Source organism: Tissierellales bacterium, assembly GCA_025210965.1.
Lineage (GTDB): Bacteria > Bacillota > Clostridia > Tissierellales > JAOAQY01 > JAOAQY01.
On sequence record JAOAQY010000034.1, the window covers coordinates 38,631 to 52,264 of the forward strand.

General features: G+C 32.1%; 14 protein-coding genes. 13 read left to right on the forward strand and 1 reads right to left on the reverse strand.

The window, feature by feature from the left end; genetic code table 11:
- The first annotated feature begins 16 nt into the window (after nt 1-16).
- The 13 genes from N4A40_02125 to N4A40_02185 all read left to right on the forward strand — a co-directional run bounded on the left by N4A40_02125 (nt 17) and on the right by N4A40_02185 (nt 12,898).
- A complete protein-coding gene (locus N4A40_02125; GenBank protein ID MCT4660630.1) occupies nt 17-2,386 on the forward strand; it encodes an AAA family ATPase in 2,370 nt (789 codons plus the stop codon).
- 115 nt (nt 2,387-2,501) lie between these two features.
- The gene (gene ugpC, locus N4A40_02130) at nt 2,502-3,614 is read left to right on the forward strand and encodes a sn-glycerol-3-phosphate ABC transporter ATP-binding protein UgpC (protein MCT4660631.1); all 1,113 of its coding nucleotides are present in this window, start codon (nt 2,502-2,504) and stop codon (nt 3,612-3,614) included.
- Between the two features lie 237 nt (nt 3,615-3,851).
- A complete protein-coding gene (locus N4A40_02135; GenBank protein MCT4660632.1) occupies nt 3,852-4,655 on the forward strand; it encodes an amino acid ABC transporter substrate-binding protein in 804 nt (267 codons plus the stop codon).
- The gene (locus N4A40_02140) at nt 4,656-5,297 is read left to right on the forward strand and encodes an amino acid ABC transporter permease (protein ID MCT4660633.1); all 642 of its coding nucleotides are present in this window, start codon (nt 4,656-4,658) and stop codon (nt 5,295-5,297) included.
- Nucleotides 5,298-5,300: 3 nt separating this feature from the next.
- Entirely contained in the window at nt 5,301-5,969 is a 669-nt protein-coding gene (locus tag N4A40_02145; GenBank protein ID MCT4660634.1) for an amino acid ABC transporter ATP-binding protein, read from the forward strand.
- A 36-nt stretch (nt 5,970-6,005) separates the two neighbouring features.
- On the forward strand, nt 6,006-7,169 hold the full coding sequence (locus tag N4A40_02150) for an AI-2E family transporter (protein ID MCT4660635.1): 1,164 nt from the start codon (nt 6,006-6,008) through the stop codon (nt 7,167-7,169).
- Nucleotides 7,170-7,251: 82 nt separating this feature from the next.
- Nucleotides 7,252-7,902 carry a TIGR01906 family membrane protein gene (locus tag N4A40_02155; protein ID MCT4660636.1) on the forward strand — a complete coding sequence of 217 codons (651 nt, stop codon included), beginning with the start codon at nt 7,252-7,254 and terminating at the stop codon, nt 7,900-7,902.
- A 42-nt stretch (nt 7,903-7,944) separates the two neighbouring features.
- Complete coding sequence (locus N4A40_02160; protein MCT4660637.1) at nt 7,945-8,268, forward strand: DUF1292 domain-containing protein; 324 nt, start codon at nt 7,945-7,947, stop codon at nt 8,266-8,268.
- An 84-nt stretch (nt 8,269-8,352) separates the two neighbouring features.
- Nucleotides 8,353-9,654, forward strand: a complete 1,302-nt coding sequence (locus tag N4A40_02165; protein ID MCT4660638.1) for a M18 family aminopeptidase — start codon at nt 8,353-8,355, stop codon at nt 9,652-9,654.
- A gap of 69 nt (nt 9,655-9,723) precedes the next feature.
- Nucleotides 9,724-10,464: a peptidylprolyl isomerase gene (locus N4A40_02170; protein ID MCT4660639.1), complete on the forward strand. Its 741-nt coding sequence runs from the start codon at nt 9,724-9,726 to the stop codon at nt 10,462-10,464.
- Nucleotides 10,465-10,529: 65 nt separating this feature from the next.
- The gene (locus tag N4A40_02175) at nt 10,530-11,495 is read left to right on the forward strand and encodes a TIGR01212 family radical SAM protein (GenBank protein MCT4660640.1); all 966 of its coding nucleotides are present in this window, start codon (nt 10,530-10,532) and stop codon (nt 11,493-11,495) included.
- Between the two features lie 13 nt (nt 11,496-11,508).
- Nucleotides 11,509-12,351, forward strand: a complete 843-nt coding sequence (locus N4A40_02180) for a YihY/virulence factor BrkB family protein (GenBank protein MCT4660641.1) — start codon at nt 11,509-11,511, stop codon at nt 12,349-12,351.
- A gap of 7 nt (nt 12,352-12,358) precedes the next feature.
- On the forward strand, nt 12,359-12,898 hold the full coding sequence (locus N4A40_02185; GenBank protein ID MCT4660642.1) for a hypothetical protein: 540 nt from the start codon (nt 12,359-12,361) through the stop codon (nt 12,896-12,898).
- A gap of 87 nt (nt 12,899-12,985) precedes the next feature.
- Here the strand turns inward: N4A40_02185 and N4A40_02190 are convergent, their stop codons facing one another.
- A complete protein-coding gene (locus N4A40_02190; GenBank protein MCT4660643.1) occupies nt 12,986-13,534 on the reverse strand; it encodes an endolytic transglycosylase MltG in 549 nt (182 codons plus the stop codon).
- Between the last annotated feature and the right edge of the window lie 100 nt (nt 13,535-13,634).

The window sequence follows — 13,634 nt, forward strand, 5'->3', positions numbered from 1 at the left end:
TTAAGGGGGAGATGGCATGAATAAAAAATTAGAATTGAAACCAGGACAATTGAAATTAAGGTGTGATCCAAATATTTTTGAGGAAGAACTTTTGTGCAGAGAGTTGGAAGAAACTGAAATTATAGGACAGAAAAGAGCTGTCAAGTCACTTGCATTTGGATTTAGAATAAAGAGAAAAGGATACAATATATTTGTAACAGGCTTACCCGGAACAGGAAGAAATAGTTATGTATATGCACTTGCAAGTACATTTGCAAAACAAAGTCATACACCTGACGATTGGATTTATGTGTACAATTATGAGAAACCAGAAAAACCAAAAGCAATAAATCTAGAAGCTGGAAAAGGGAAAGCTTTTCAGAAAGATATGCAATTTTTTATAGAAAAACTTGAAGAAGAGTTTCCTAAAGTTTTTACTTCTAAAGAATATGAAGAAAAGAAAAATAATATATATGTTGAATATGATAAATTGATGAATGATGCAATTGGAGATTTAAATGAATTATCAGCCCCATATGAATTTGAGTTTCAAATGACTGAAAATGGTTTGATATCATATCCACTAAAGGATGATCATCCTTTAACACAAAAAGAAATGGGTGAAATGGATGATGACGAAATTGCAGAACTGCGTGATAGGTCGCTACAGTTAAATTCAGTAGTATATGAATCTGTAAAAGCACTAAAAAATTTAGAAGTAGAGCTTAGACAAAAAATAAAAGAATTGACTGAAAAAATGGCATTAGATCATATAGGATTGCACTTAGAAAATATATATGAGTCTTATAAAGGCAATAAAAAAATAGAGCAATATTTAAAGTCAACATCGTCAGATATAATAGAAAATATAAAAAATTTCACATCTAACGAAGTAGCAGATCAAAAAGAAGCGTATATGAGAGAGTTATTTTTTACAAGGTATGAGGTTAATTTATTTATAGATAATAGCAAACAGGAAAATGCACCAGTAATAAAAGAACTAAACCCAAATTACTATAATTTGCTAGGTAAAATAGAGTATGTTAATGAAAATAATTATTATAGAACTGATCACACTAGAATAAAGCCAGGAAGCTTGCACACGGCTAATGGCGGCTATATAATACTCCAAGCAAAAGATTTATTGGTAAGTCCATATGCATGGGCTGGTCTTAAACGTGCTCTAGTGTCTAACGAAATACAAATAGAGAATATAGCAGCTAAAGGAACTGTTTTGGCTGAAACAATAAAACCAGAGCCGATTCCTATAGATACGAAGATTATAATAATAGGAGATACAAGGACATACCAGACATTATTTTACTATGACGAAGATTTTAAAAAACTATTTAAAATTAGAGCTGATTTTGACGTAGACTTGGATAGATCAGAACAAAATATGAAAAAGATTGCAACGTTTGTTTCAGGTCATTGTAAGCAAAAAGATATAATGAAATTTTCAAGAGATGCATTGGCTAGATTAGTTGAGTATAGTTCAAGATTAGCGTCTAGTCAGGATAAATTGACGGCTCATTTTAATGAGTTGGTTGAGACGATTTATGAAGCTGAGGCACTTGCTGATTTTTCTGGAGCAGAAATTGTTACGGAAGAATATATAGACAAGGCAATACATGAAAAGAATCAAAGAAACAATAAATACGAGGAACATCTATTAGAGATGATAGATAAAGAAATTATAATGATAGAGACTGATGGAAGTGAAATTGGTCAAATAAATGGACTAGCGGTTATAGATTCGGGCCAATATTCATTTGGTAGACCTAGTAAAATAACTGCATCTACATTTGCTGGAGAAGATGGCATACTCAATATTGAAAGAGAAGTAAATCAAAGTGGAGATATACATGACAAAGGAATGCTCATATTACAGGGGTACATGGGAGATAGATTTGCTCAAGGGTTACCACTTTCGCTAACAGCAAGCATAACGTTTGAACAATCATATAGTATGATTGATGGAGATAGTGCTTCTAGTACAGAACTTTATTCATTATTATCAAGTTTGTCAGAGATTCCTATAAGACAGTCCATAGCGGTTACGGGAAGCGTAAATCAAAAGGGTTATATACAGCCGATTGGAGGAGTAAACGAAAAAATAGAAGGTTTCTACAAGGTTTGTAAGCTTAAGGGTCTAAATGGACATGAGGGGGTTATGATTCCTCATCAAAATGTTCAAGATTTGATGCTATCAGATGAAGTGATAGATGCTGTAGAACGTGGTGAATTCCACATATACGCAGTGACAACTATTGATGAAGGGATAGAACTTCTTACTGGAGTAGAAGCTGGAGAAAAAAATGATGAAGGTGAGTATCCAGAGGGTACAATAAATTATTTAGTTCAGAAAAAGTTAGAGTACTATGCAAATTTGAGAAAAGATTATTAATTTTGTTTTATCTGTCAAAACGGCCTATAGATTTTGTATATATTGTCAATAGAGATTTTATTAAGTGTAATGTAAAATATTACTAAAGATATAAACAAGAACTGGAGGGCTTAATATGGCAGGATTGGTATTAAAAAATATTGAGAAAATCTATCCTGGAGATGTGAAAGCGGTAGATGATTTTAATTTAAAGATTGAAGATAAAGAGTTTATTGTGTTTGTAGGACCATCAGGGTGTGGGAAATCTACAACTTTGAGAATGATAGCTGGTTTGGAAGAAATTAGTGGTGGTGAACTTTATATTGATGATGAATTAATGAATGAGGTTCCGCCAAAAGATCGAAATATTGCTATGGTATTCCAAAATTATGCGCTTTATCCTCACATGACAGTTTATGATAACATGGCTTTTGGATTGAAACTTAGAAAAGTGTCAAAAAGTGAAATAGATGAAAAGGTGAAATCAGCAGCTAAGATATTAGGACTAGAAGAATATCTTAGCCGAAAGCCGAGAGCGTTGTCAGGTGGACAGAGGCAGCGTGTTGCGCTTGGAAGAGCATTAGTTAGAAATCCTAAGGTGTTTTTACTTGATGAACCTTTGTCAAACTTGGATGCAAAACTTAGAGTTCAAACGCGTACAGAAATATCTAAACTTCATAAAAAGCTTGAAACAACATTTATATATGTAACGCATGACCAGACAGAGGCTATGACCATGGCTGATAGAATTGTAGTAATGAAAGATGGTGTTATGCAACAAGCGGCAACGCCTAAAGAAGTTTACGATAACCCAGCTAATATGTTTGTCGCAGGTTTTATTGGAAGTCCACAGATGAATTTTATATCAGCTGAAATTAGTGGATCATCAGTTGAGAATTGTAAAATTAATTTTGGAGATGTTTCTTTTGAAGTACCTAAAGGAAAAGCAGAAACTGTAGTTGAGAAGGGTTACCTAGGGAAAAAGGTTTTTTTAGGAATTAGACCAGAGCATTTGCATGAAGAGCAGGCATTTATAGATTTATCAAGAGACTCTGTGATGAAGGTAAAGGTTGATGTGGTTGAAATGATGGGGTCTGAATCTTACTTGTATATAGATGTTTATGGTAATAGAGGAATTGCAAGGGTGGACTCTAGATTTTCTCCGGCTATGGGTGAAGTTATAGAATTAGCAATTGACAAAAATAGAATTAAGTTATTTGATGCAGATACTGAGGAAAGTATAATATAAGCTATGGGGCATTGAGTTCGCAATTTTACAAGGCCCCTACCTCATGCTAGCGAGAGAGAAATCTCTCGCTTTTTTTTATTTTCATAAAATAAAAAGCTTTACAACTTTATCAAACTAAAGTATAATTAGATTCATAGTTTAGTTCACTAAAGTAAAAAGGGGGGATGACTATGGACCATCATCATTCTATTATAAAAAGAATTGTAGAAGACAAACATAAAAATGGAGGAATTGAAAATGAAAAAGATATTAGTATTAGTCATCGCAGCGATGATTGTTTTGGGGTTAGCAGGATGTAGTGGAAATACATCTAAAGTTGGAATAGAAGCGATAAAGGAAAAAGGTAAAATAGTGGTAGGTTTGGATGATAATTTTCCACCTATGGGATTTGTAGATGAAACTGGAGAAATAGTTGGTTTTGATATAGATTTGGCAAAAGCTGTTGGAGAGAAACTTGGCGTTGAAGTTGAATTTAAGCCAGTTGAATGGGATGGCATTATATTATCGCTTATAAATAAAGATATAGATTTAATTTGGAATGGGCTCACTATAACAGAAGAGAGAAAAAAGAAAATAGGATTTTCAGGAGCATATATGGCGAATAAACAAATTGTTGTTGTAAATGGAGATTCAAAAGTAAATAGTTTGAAAGATTTGAGTGGGAAAATTGTTGCAGCACAGCTTGAAAGTAGTAGTTCGGAAGCTATAGATTCAAAGGCTGGTTTTAAAGAATCACTAAATGATGTAAAGTATTATCCTACGAATACAGAAGCGTTCATGGATTTGCAAATTGGAAGAGTAGATGCGCTTGTGGTGGATGAAATTTTGGGAAGATATTACATTGAACAATCAGAATCTGATTTCAAAGTTCTTGAAGAGGATCTTGGAAAAGAGTTGTACGGAATTGGTATGAGAATGGAAGATGATACTCTAAAAAAAGAAATTGATAAGTACTTGAAAGAGCTGAAAAAAGAAGGAAAATCGAAAGAGATTTCAGAAAAATGGTTTGGAGAAGATATAGTATTGACGGAGGCAGAATAAATGAATGAAGTAATTCAAACAATACAATTCATGATAAAGGGCGTTGGCTTAACGACAGCCCTTTATCTATTTACAATATTAGGAGCATATCCACTTGGAATAGCTCTGGCATTTTTAAGGAAAAGAGAAAATAAAATAGTAGAGAACATTATATTTTTATATACATGGCTTTTTAGAGGAACGCCACTTCTATTGCAATTATTTTTTGTTTATTTTGGTTTACCTGCTATAGGAATTCGTTTAGGAGCTTTTCAATCGGCATTGCTGGCTTTTGTTTTGAACTACGGAGCTTATATGACGGAAATTATAAGAGGCGGTATAAACGCTATAGACAAAGGTCAATGGGAAGCTGCCAAAGTATTAAAATTATCTAAAAAAACTTTGTATATGAAAATAATATTACCTCAAGCTATTAAGAATTGTTTACCTTCTATAGCAAATGAATCTATAACACTGGTAAAAGATACAGCGTTAGTCGCAGCTATAGGTATGGGAGATGTCCTAAGAGCTGCAAAACAAGTAGTTACTAGAGACATAGTTATATATCCATTTATACTTGCGGCAGTGTTCTATTTGATTTTTACAGCTATAGTAGTTTTTGGATTTAAGAAAATTGAAAAATATTATGAAAAATGGGGTTAAAATATGATTAAATGTAGAAATGTAAGCAAAAAGTATGATTCGTTAGAGGTGCTTAAAGCTATAAATTTGGATATAAAAAAAGGAGAAATAGTATCTATTATAGGGCCATCTGGATCGGGGAAAAGTACATTGCTTAAAGTTATAGCTAGTCTTGAGAGTATAGATAGTGGGATCATTGAAACTAATGGTTCTTTAGGGATGGTATTTCAAAACTATAATTTATTTAAAAATATGGATGCAATAGAAAATATAACTATTGGTCTTAAAGACGTGAAAAAAAATACTAGTGAAGAAGCGCTATTAATTGCAAGAGATTCACTAAAGAAGGTTGGTTTAGCGGATAGAGAAAATCATTATCCGAATCAACTTTCAGGTGGTCAAAAACAGAGGTTGTCTATAGCGAGATCTCTTGCTATGTCGTCGGATATAATATTATTTGATGAGCCTACTGCGGCATTAGATCCAGAACTTACTCAAGAGGTTTTGCAAACAATTAAATCGTTAGCTGATGAAGGTCTTAGCTTAGTTATAGTAACCCATGAAGTTGAATTCGCAAAGGCAATTTCTGATAGAATAATATTTATGGAAGATGGCGAAATAATAATGGATGCGCATATAGATGAAATAAGCTATAATAGTAGTGATAGGATTAGAGAATATTTGAAAATTTAATTCTATCAACTAGAAAATTTAGAAATGAGGAATTAAATGGAAGCGAATGTTAAAATTTCTTATGCAAAATTATTGCTTATTGTAATTGTAGGTATTATATTTTTCAATGTCGTAAATGATGCGGAAAAGTTTAGATGGCTTATGAGTATATTGACTCCACTACTTACTGCATTTGCTATTGCGTATTTACTAGATCCTATGGTTAGCTTTTTTATGAGAAACTTGAAGGTATCAAGAGGAATAAGTATAGCGTTGACTACAATAATAGTTATAGGTGTAGTCTTCTTTTTAGTTATGATAGGATTACCATATTTGGCTAAAAGTTTAACTGATTCTTTCAATGCACTATCTTCTTATATGGGGCAAGTTGATGAGATACTAACTAAGGTGGAAACTTCCTTTAATAGACCAGAAGTTTATCAAATAACAGCGAAGATACGAGTGTATATAGATAAATTTGCAGAATCTGTGGGGACGTGGGTACCTGATATTGCGCCGCTTGTGCTTAATAAAGCTTTGAATTTTACACTTAGTGTTTTTGGTGTAGTTATCAGTTTTTTCTTGGCTATATACATGTTGGTAGATAAATCAGATTTGATGGCACGAGTGAAGCGGTTTATTTATGCGTTTAAGAAAAAAGAGTCTGCTGATCAATTTATGAATACTTTGGAAGAAGCAAATGATATTTTTTCTAAATTCTTAGTGGGGAAATTCATAGACTCTCTAATAATTGGAATTATTTGTTTCCTTGTGTTATTTATATTTAAGATACCAAATGGTGCTTTGATAAGTACAATTGTAGGTATAACCAATATGATACCTTATTTTGGCCCGTTTATAGGAGCTGTACCATCTGTATTGATTACACTTCTTATTGATCCTATAAAAGCACTTTGGCTTATGATTATAATATTTGCGTTACAACAATTCGATGGATTGTATTTAGGACCCAAAATATTAGGTGATAGAGTTGGAGTTAGACCTTTTTGGATATTACTTGCCGTTACGCTTGGCGGAAAAGTGATGGGGGTTGTTGGAATGCTTTTGGGTGTTCCTTTTGTGGTACTTATTAAAAGTATACTTGAGCGTAAAATAAAGAGCAGACTTGAAAAGTTAGAGATGTCTGATTTTTGTGAGGACGATTTGCTAGATAAAAAAGAGAAATTTAAGGCTATAAAAAAAATAATTGTAAAAAAATAAATGCTGATTTTTATTAGAAAACAGTGGTATTAAAAATAGGAGCGAATGCTCCTATTTTGATGTCAATAAGAGGTGTTTTATTATGAAAATAAAAAAATTAGTTGTAGGAATATTATTAGCACTATATATGGCAAGTTTGAGCGTAGTTATTGCAGGAAATTTTGAAATAAATATGTACAAAAGCATATTATCAGAAATGCATTTAGAACGGTATGTTAATTTAGAAAGAGATACAGTTGAGAAAGAAATAACTCATTTAATAGAATACACGCTAAATGCTGAAATTAAAGAGCTTAGATTAAACTATTTTGAGCTATCAAGTGATTCAGCCTATCACTTTGAAGAAGTAAAGCATATCGTAAATAGCATAAATCAAATTGTCATATATGCAACACCATTTGTATTAGCAATTGTAGTTTGGATTATAGCAAGAAATCGAAAAGGATATTTAAAGTATGCAATGATTAGCTCAATAGTAATTTTGTTGATAATTGGGGTTAGCTTTTTATTTTTTGAGGATTGGTCATTTGAATTTTTTCACAGACTTGTTTTTAAAAATGAATATTGGATTTTTGATCCGCGAATAGATCCTATTATTTATGTTTTACCACAGAAATTTTTTATAAATAGTTTGTATTTGATTTTAAGTATTTATTTAGGATTCAATGTCATTGTATTTTATATTGAGAGGAAAATAATACAAAGAGTTAAAGAGAAAAGTGTTTCATTATAGCTAAGTTTCTGTTATCATTAGAACAAAAGGAGGTATTTGACTATGGAAAATAAAATTACTATTCAGTTTGAAAACGGAGAAGAGGCACTTTGTGACGTATTGTGCTTGTTTGAAACAGATGAGCATGAATATATCGCATTACTACCAGAAGATGGAGAAGAGGTATTCTTGTATAGATATGAAGAACAAGATGGCGCTATTGCCTTAGATAATATAGAAACAGATGAAGAATACGAGCAAGTAGCTGAGATATTCGAAGCTATATTAGAAGAAGAGCATGACCATGACCATGAATGTGGTTGTGGCTGTCACGATGACGAAGAGAAACATGAGTGCGAGTGTGGCGGAAACTGCGGTTGCGAATAATTAATTGAGTTAAGGAAGGAGGGAGAATTCCCTTCTTTTTGCTCGTTTAAATTAAATTTTAATAAACTAGGGGGAGTTATAACTATGGAACAATCAAAACAATTTGCTAAAGACCTTTTATCATTTATAGATGATTCGCCTTCAAAATTTCATGTTGTTGAAAATTTGAGAAAGGATTTGGTAGAATCAGGTTATCAAGAATTAGTTTTATCTGAACCATGGAAGTTAGATAGAGAGAAAAAATACTTTGTAACAAAAAATGATTCAGCATTAGTAGCTTTTAAAACTGGGGCAAAATTACCATCAGAAACTGGATTTAAGCTTATTGGTGCACATACTGATGCTCCTACATTTAGTATAAAGCCAATGCCTGAAATAAAAGCGGAAGGATCATATCTGAAATTAAATACAGAGGTATATGGTGGACCAATATATAATACATGGATGGATAGACCACTTTCTATAGCTGGTAGAGTTTGCGTGAAATCAGATTCACCATTAAAACCTACAACTATAATTGTTGATATGAATAAACCTCTTATGATAATTCCAAATTTGGCTATACATTTCCAAAGAGAAGTAAATAATGGATATAAATACAATGCGCAGAAAGATTTGTTGCCACTTGTTGAAATGATAAATGATGAATTTGAAAAAGAAAATTACTTAGTAAAAAAATTAGCAGAACACATAGGTGTCAAAGCAGAAGAAATACTAGATTTTGAACTAACACTTTATGAATTTGCAAAGGGTAGTTTGGTAGGATTCAATGAAGAATTTATATCATCTGGTAAATTAGATGATTTGGCTATGGTTCATGCAGGAATCGAAGCACTTAAAACATCTAAAGATGTAGATTCTACAAATGTCATGATTTGCTTTGACAATGAAGAGGTTGGAAGTAGAACAAAACAAGGTGCAGCTTCACCAATGTTGAAAAATATATTAGAGAGAATTTGTTTGTCTTACGATGAAGACAGAGAACACTTTATGACTGCACTTTACAAATCATTTATGATATCTGCAGATATGGCACATGCAGTACACCCTAATTATGGTGAGGCACATGATCCAGTCACTAGACCGGTAATAAATAAAGGACCAGTATTGAAAGTTAATGCAAGTCAGGCTTATACTACAGATGGTCAATCAGGAGCTGTGTTTAAAGCACTTTGCCAAGCTGCTGATGTGAACTTGCAGTACATGGCAAATAGATCTGATAAACGTGGTGGATCTACTATAGGTCCTATTAGCTCTACTCAATTAGATATAAAATCAGTTGATATTGGAAATCCTATGTTTGCAATGCATTCAGTTAGAGAACTTGGCGGAGTCGAAGACCATAGATCTGTATATAAAGTGTTTAAAACGTTCTTTGAAGCTTAGTAATTCTTGCAAAAAAGTGATTTTTGTAGTAAGGTAAAGATGATGACTTATAATAAAGGAGAGAATTAGATGGAAAATAAAGTTTTAGCCGTTGTTGAAGGTAGAGAAATAACAGAGCAAGATCTTCATTTATTGATGCAAGGTTTGGGTCAGAGAGCTATGCAATTTAGTAGCGAAGAAGGTAGAAAACAATTAATTAACGAATTAGTAACTCAGGAGTTGTTTTTAGTAGACTCAAAAGATAAAAATTACGAAGCAGATAAAGAATATCAAGACGAATTAAAAAAAGTTACAGAAAATTTTACAAAGCAATATGCTATTGCAAAATTATTAAAAGCAGCTACAGTTGAAGAAGATGAAGCTGTGAAGTTCTACGATGAGCATAAGTCAATGTACAAAGTTAATGAGACAGTTCGTGCTAGCCACATTCTTGTAGATTCAGAAGAAAAAGCAAAGGCAGTTATGGGCGAAATTGAAGGTGGAAAAAGCTTTGAAGAAGCAGCTCAAGAACATTCAAGCTGTCCATCAAGTGCTAAAGGTGGAGATTTAGGTTCATTTGACCAAGGTAAAATGGTACCAGAATTTGAAGAAGCTGTATTTAGCATGAATATTGATGAGGTTAGAGGTCCTGTTCAAACACAGTTCGGATACCACATTATCAAAGTTACTGATAAAAAACCAGCTGGTGAGAAGACTTATGATGAAGTTAAAGAGCAAATCAAAGGTCAATTGGTAGCTATGAAGCAAAATAAATTGTATTTGGAAGAATCAGAAAGATTGAGAAGCGAATACAAAGTAGAAATCAAGTAACACCTAGAATTCAGAACTGATAGGTAGGGGAAACCCTACCTTTTCTATTTTAGAAGAGGTATAATATGGATAAAAATGTAATTAATGAAGACGAATTGTATAGAGTGTATTCAAGTGAATTAAAGAGAATGTATGGAGAAAAGGTTTATAAAATTCCAATTAACTTACCCGTTACTTGCCCTAATAGAGATGGAAAAGTGGGAACCGGAGGATGTATTTATTGTGGCAGCATGGGGGCAGGTCATGAATCACTAGAATCTAATATTTCAGTTAAAGATCAATTTGAACAGAATTCAGCGTATATTCGCAAGAGATATAATGCAAAGAAATTTATTACTTATTTTCAAAACTTCTCAAATACATATATGCCGATTGAACAATTTAAAGAGTTTATGAAAGCTGGAATACAGAAAGATGTTCTTGAAATGGCTATATCAACGAGGCCAGATTGTATAAGTGATGAGTACTTGAAATATTTAAAGGCATTGTCAAATGAGAATAATGTCAAGATAACAATAGAACTTGGTTTACAAACAGTAAACTATAAAACTTTAAAAATTATAAATAGAGGACATGGATTAGCTGAATTTATAGATGCAGTTTATAGAATTAAATCACATGGTTTTAAAGTTTGTGCTCATTTGATAATAGATTTACCATGGGATGATATTGTGGATGTAATTGAAGCTGCAAAAGTTTTGTCTGCACTGCGAGTAGATTATGTGAAATTACATGCTCTTTATATTGTTAAGAATACTAGATTGGCAGAGTTGTATGCAAATGAGGAAGTAACATTGCTAACGAAAGAAGATTATATAAATCGAGTTATTGAATTTTTAATGTATCTAGATAAAGATATAGTTCTTCAGCGTTTGATTGGCAGAGCTCCAGAAAAGGATACCATAACAGCGAATTGGAATACTAGTTGGTGGAAAATTAAAGACGAATTACTTGAGAAGATGATTATAAATGGGTATAGACAGGGTATGAAGTGTAACTATTTAAACGGAAGAGCATTGAAAGATATTTAGAAGGAGATTGCGTATGCTTGTATTTAATAGAAACCATGCTATAAAAGTTTTTGTTGAAATGTATAGGCGATTTAATGATCATCATGCGACAGCATTAGGATCTGAAATAGCTTATTTTTTGCTTATGTCAATATTTCCTTTTTTAATGTTCTTGATGACGCTTTTGAGTTTTGCTAATCTGTCGTCAGATTTGGTAGTAGATTACATATATAGATATGTACCAGCAAAGTGGATTGATCTAAGTTTCATGGAGAATTATCTAGATTATTTGTTGAATGAAAGACACTATGTTGTACTTTTTTCTTCGCTGATATTTACTATATGGGCAGCATCAAAAGGAGTAAATGCAATATTTAGAGCATTAGATTCAGCATATGACACTGTAGAATCAAGGTCGTATTTTAGAAGAAGAGGTATAGCGTATCTATATACTGTGATGCTAGGCGTTTGTATTGTTGCAATTATATTTTTCCCTATATTAGGGGAGTTTGTTTTTTCTAGATTAACGCAGTTAGAAATTGAGAATAACTTTATTCTTTGGATTATAGCAAGGTTTAAGTGGATCATATTTGCAGGAATATTAGGTTTGGTATTAGCGTCGCTTTATTACGTTGCACCGAAGCCTAAGTTGACATTTAAGAGTATTTTACCAGGAACTATATTTACGTTAGCGAGTTGGGCCTTTATGTCTTATTTTTATTTGTTATATGTTAGATTTTTTACTAGATATACTACGATTTATGGTAGCCTAGGAGCATTGATATTGGCGATGATTTGGTTTTGGTTTTTGAGTGTAGCAATAGTGTTGGGTGGAGAATTAAATGCGGTTATTTGGGCATTAAAGAAGAAGGGATGAAGCTGGAGTGGAAGATAAAAATTATTTAGAAGCATTTTTTTTAAATAGAGATTCATTGATAGATAAATATGAAAAAGGTAATATTACTAAAACTGAATATGTGTGTGAATGTATGAAGTTTTTTAAGGACAATAACTTAGAACCATATGACCATATAACGACAATCGAACAAGGAATGTTCAATTATCAATATTATAATATGTTAGCTAAGTATTACTATATAGAAGCGCATGAATGTGAATTAAAAGGTGAAGAAAAATACATGCAATCATTTTTAGATGAAGCCTATGAATGTTACAAGATAAAAGATAGGGCTACATTTGAAATAATTAAAATAGTAAATTTGAAGAATGTAGAAGCTTATTATATAAAGTTATCGTCTGAGAGTTTAAGTGGTAAGCTATTTGAAATAAAAATTTGTAACTATGATCGTGCAGTCTTTCATTCTAAAAATTATAAAATACGTGACTATCTAAAGCGAAATGGTGTATTTAAAAAAGAAGCTCAAAAGTCAATTATAGATTCATATGTAAATGATAAATATTAATAAAAATACCTCCAAAGTAGACAATCTAATTTAACTAGATCGTTTATTTTGGAGGTATTTTATTATTCAGCTGCTTTTTGTTAATGTTTATCTTCCTGCAATTTTTTTTATTATATTGTCTAGAGACATATCTGAGCTAAGGTCAAATGTTCCAGATTGTAATTTCGTATCCAATTTTAACTCACCAGCTCTTTTCAAAAATTCAGATTTGCTAGCAATAATATTTGAGTCAACTAAAATTTGTCCGATTTTTTGACTAGTAGAACCGCTAGGAATCTTTACTTTTTTAGAAACAACAGAAGATTTGTTTCCTGAGTTTGCATTTGCTTGGGAATTATTGGAAACTGTTGTTGATTCATTGGAATTTGAAGCAGTTTGTTCTGATAAATCGATGCTTACACTAATTGGTTTATCTTCATCGTCAATAATACCAGCTTCGGTAACTGTTTCGATTTCACGTATAACTTCACTAGATGTTCCAGTTTCAGCAGATTCTACAGCTGCAATCTTATTATCGAAAACTATGCCTAACCGCCAATCTAAAATACCTAAAACACAAATTACAACAACACCAATTATTATGTAATCGACAATATCATAGAAAAAATCTTTTGCCTTATCTGAAAATGTTCTCATATCAAATCCCCCTGTCTTACATTATTGATCATACCATATTTTATCACAAAAAACCATGAAATAACTATGTAGAATTTTTATAAAAATTATTGTCTAGTGA

Coding starts and splice junctions, on each gene's coding strand:
- N4A40_02125 (MCT4660630.1), top strand. CDS start 17: ATGAATAAAAAATTAGAATTGAAACCAGGACAATTGAAATTAAGGTGT.
- ugpC (MCT4660631.1), top strand. CDS start 2,502: ATGGCAGGATTGGTATTAAAAAATATTGAGAAAATCTATCCTGGAGAT.
- N4A40_02135 (MCT4660632.1), top strand. CDS start 3,852: ATGAAAAAGATATTAGTATTAGTCATCGCAGCGATGATTGTTTTGGGG.
- N4A40_02140 (MCT4660633.1), top strand. CDS start 4,656: ATGAATGAAGTAATTCAAACAATACAATTCATGATAAAGGGCGTTGGC.
- N4A40_02145 (MCT4660634.1), top strand. CDS start 5,301: ATGATTAAATGTAGAAATGTAAGCAAAAAGTATGATTCGTTAGAGGTG.
- N4A40_02150 (MCT4660635.1), top strand. CDS start 6,006: ATGGAAGCGAATGTTAAAATTTCTTATGCAAAATTATTGCTTATTGTA.
- N4A40_02155 (MCT4660636.1), top strand. CDS start 7,252: ATGAAAATAAAAAAATTAGTTGTAGGAATATTATTAGCACTATATATG.
- N4A40_02160 (MCT4660637.1), top strand. CDS start 7,945: ATGGAAAATAAAATTACTATTCAGTTTGAAAACGGAGAAGAGGCACTT.
- N4A40_02165 (MCT4660638.1), top strand. CDS start 8,353: ATGGAACAATCAAAACAATTTGCTAAAGACCTTTTATCATTTATAGAT.
- N4A40_02170 (MCT4660639.1), top strand. CDS start 9,724: ATGGAAAATAAAGTTTTAGCCGTTGTTGAAGGTAGAGAAATAACAGAG.
- N4A40_02175 (MCT4660640.1), top strand. CDS start 10,530: ATGGATAAAAATGTAATTAATGAAGACGAATTGTATAGAGTGTATTCA.
- N4A40_02180 (MCT4660641.1), top strand. CDS start 11,509: ATGCTTGTATTTAATAGAAACCATGCTATAAAAGTTTTTGTTGAAATG.
- N4A40_02190 (MCT4660643.1), bottom strand. CDS start 13,534: ATGAGAACATTTTCAGATAAGGCAAAAGATTTTTTCTATGATATTGTC.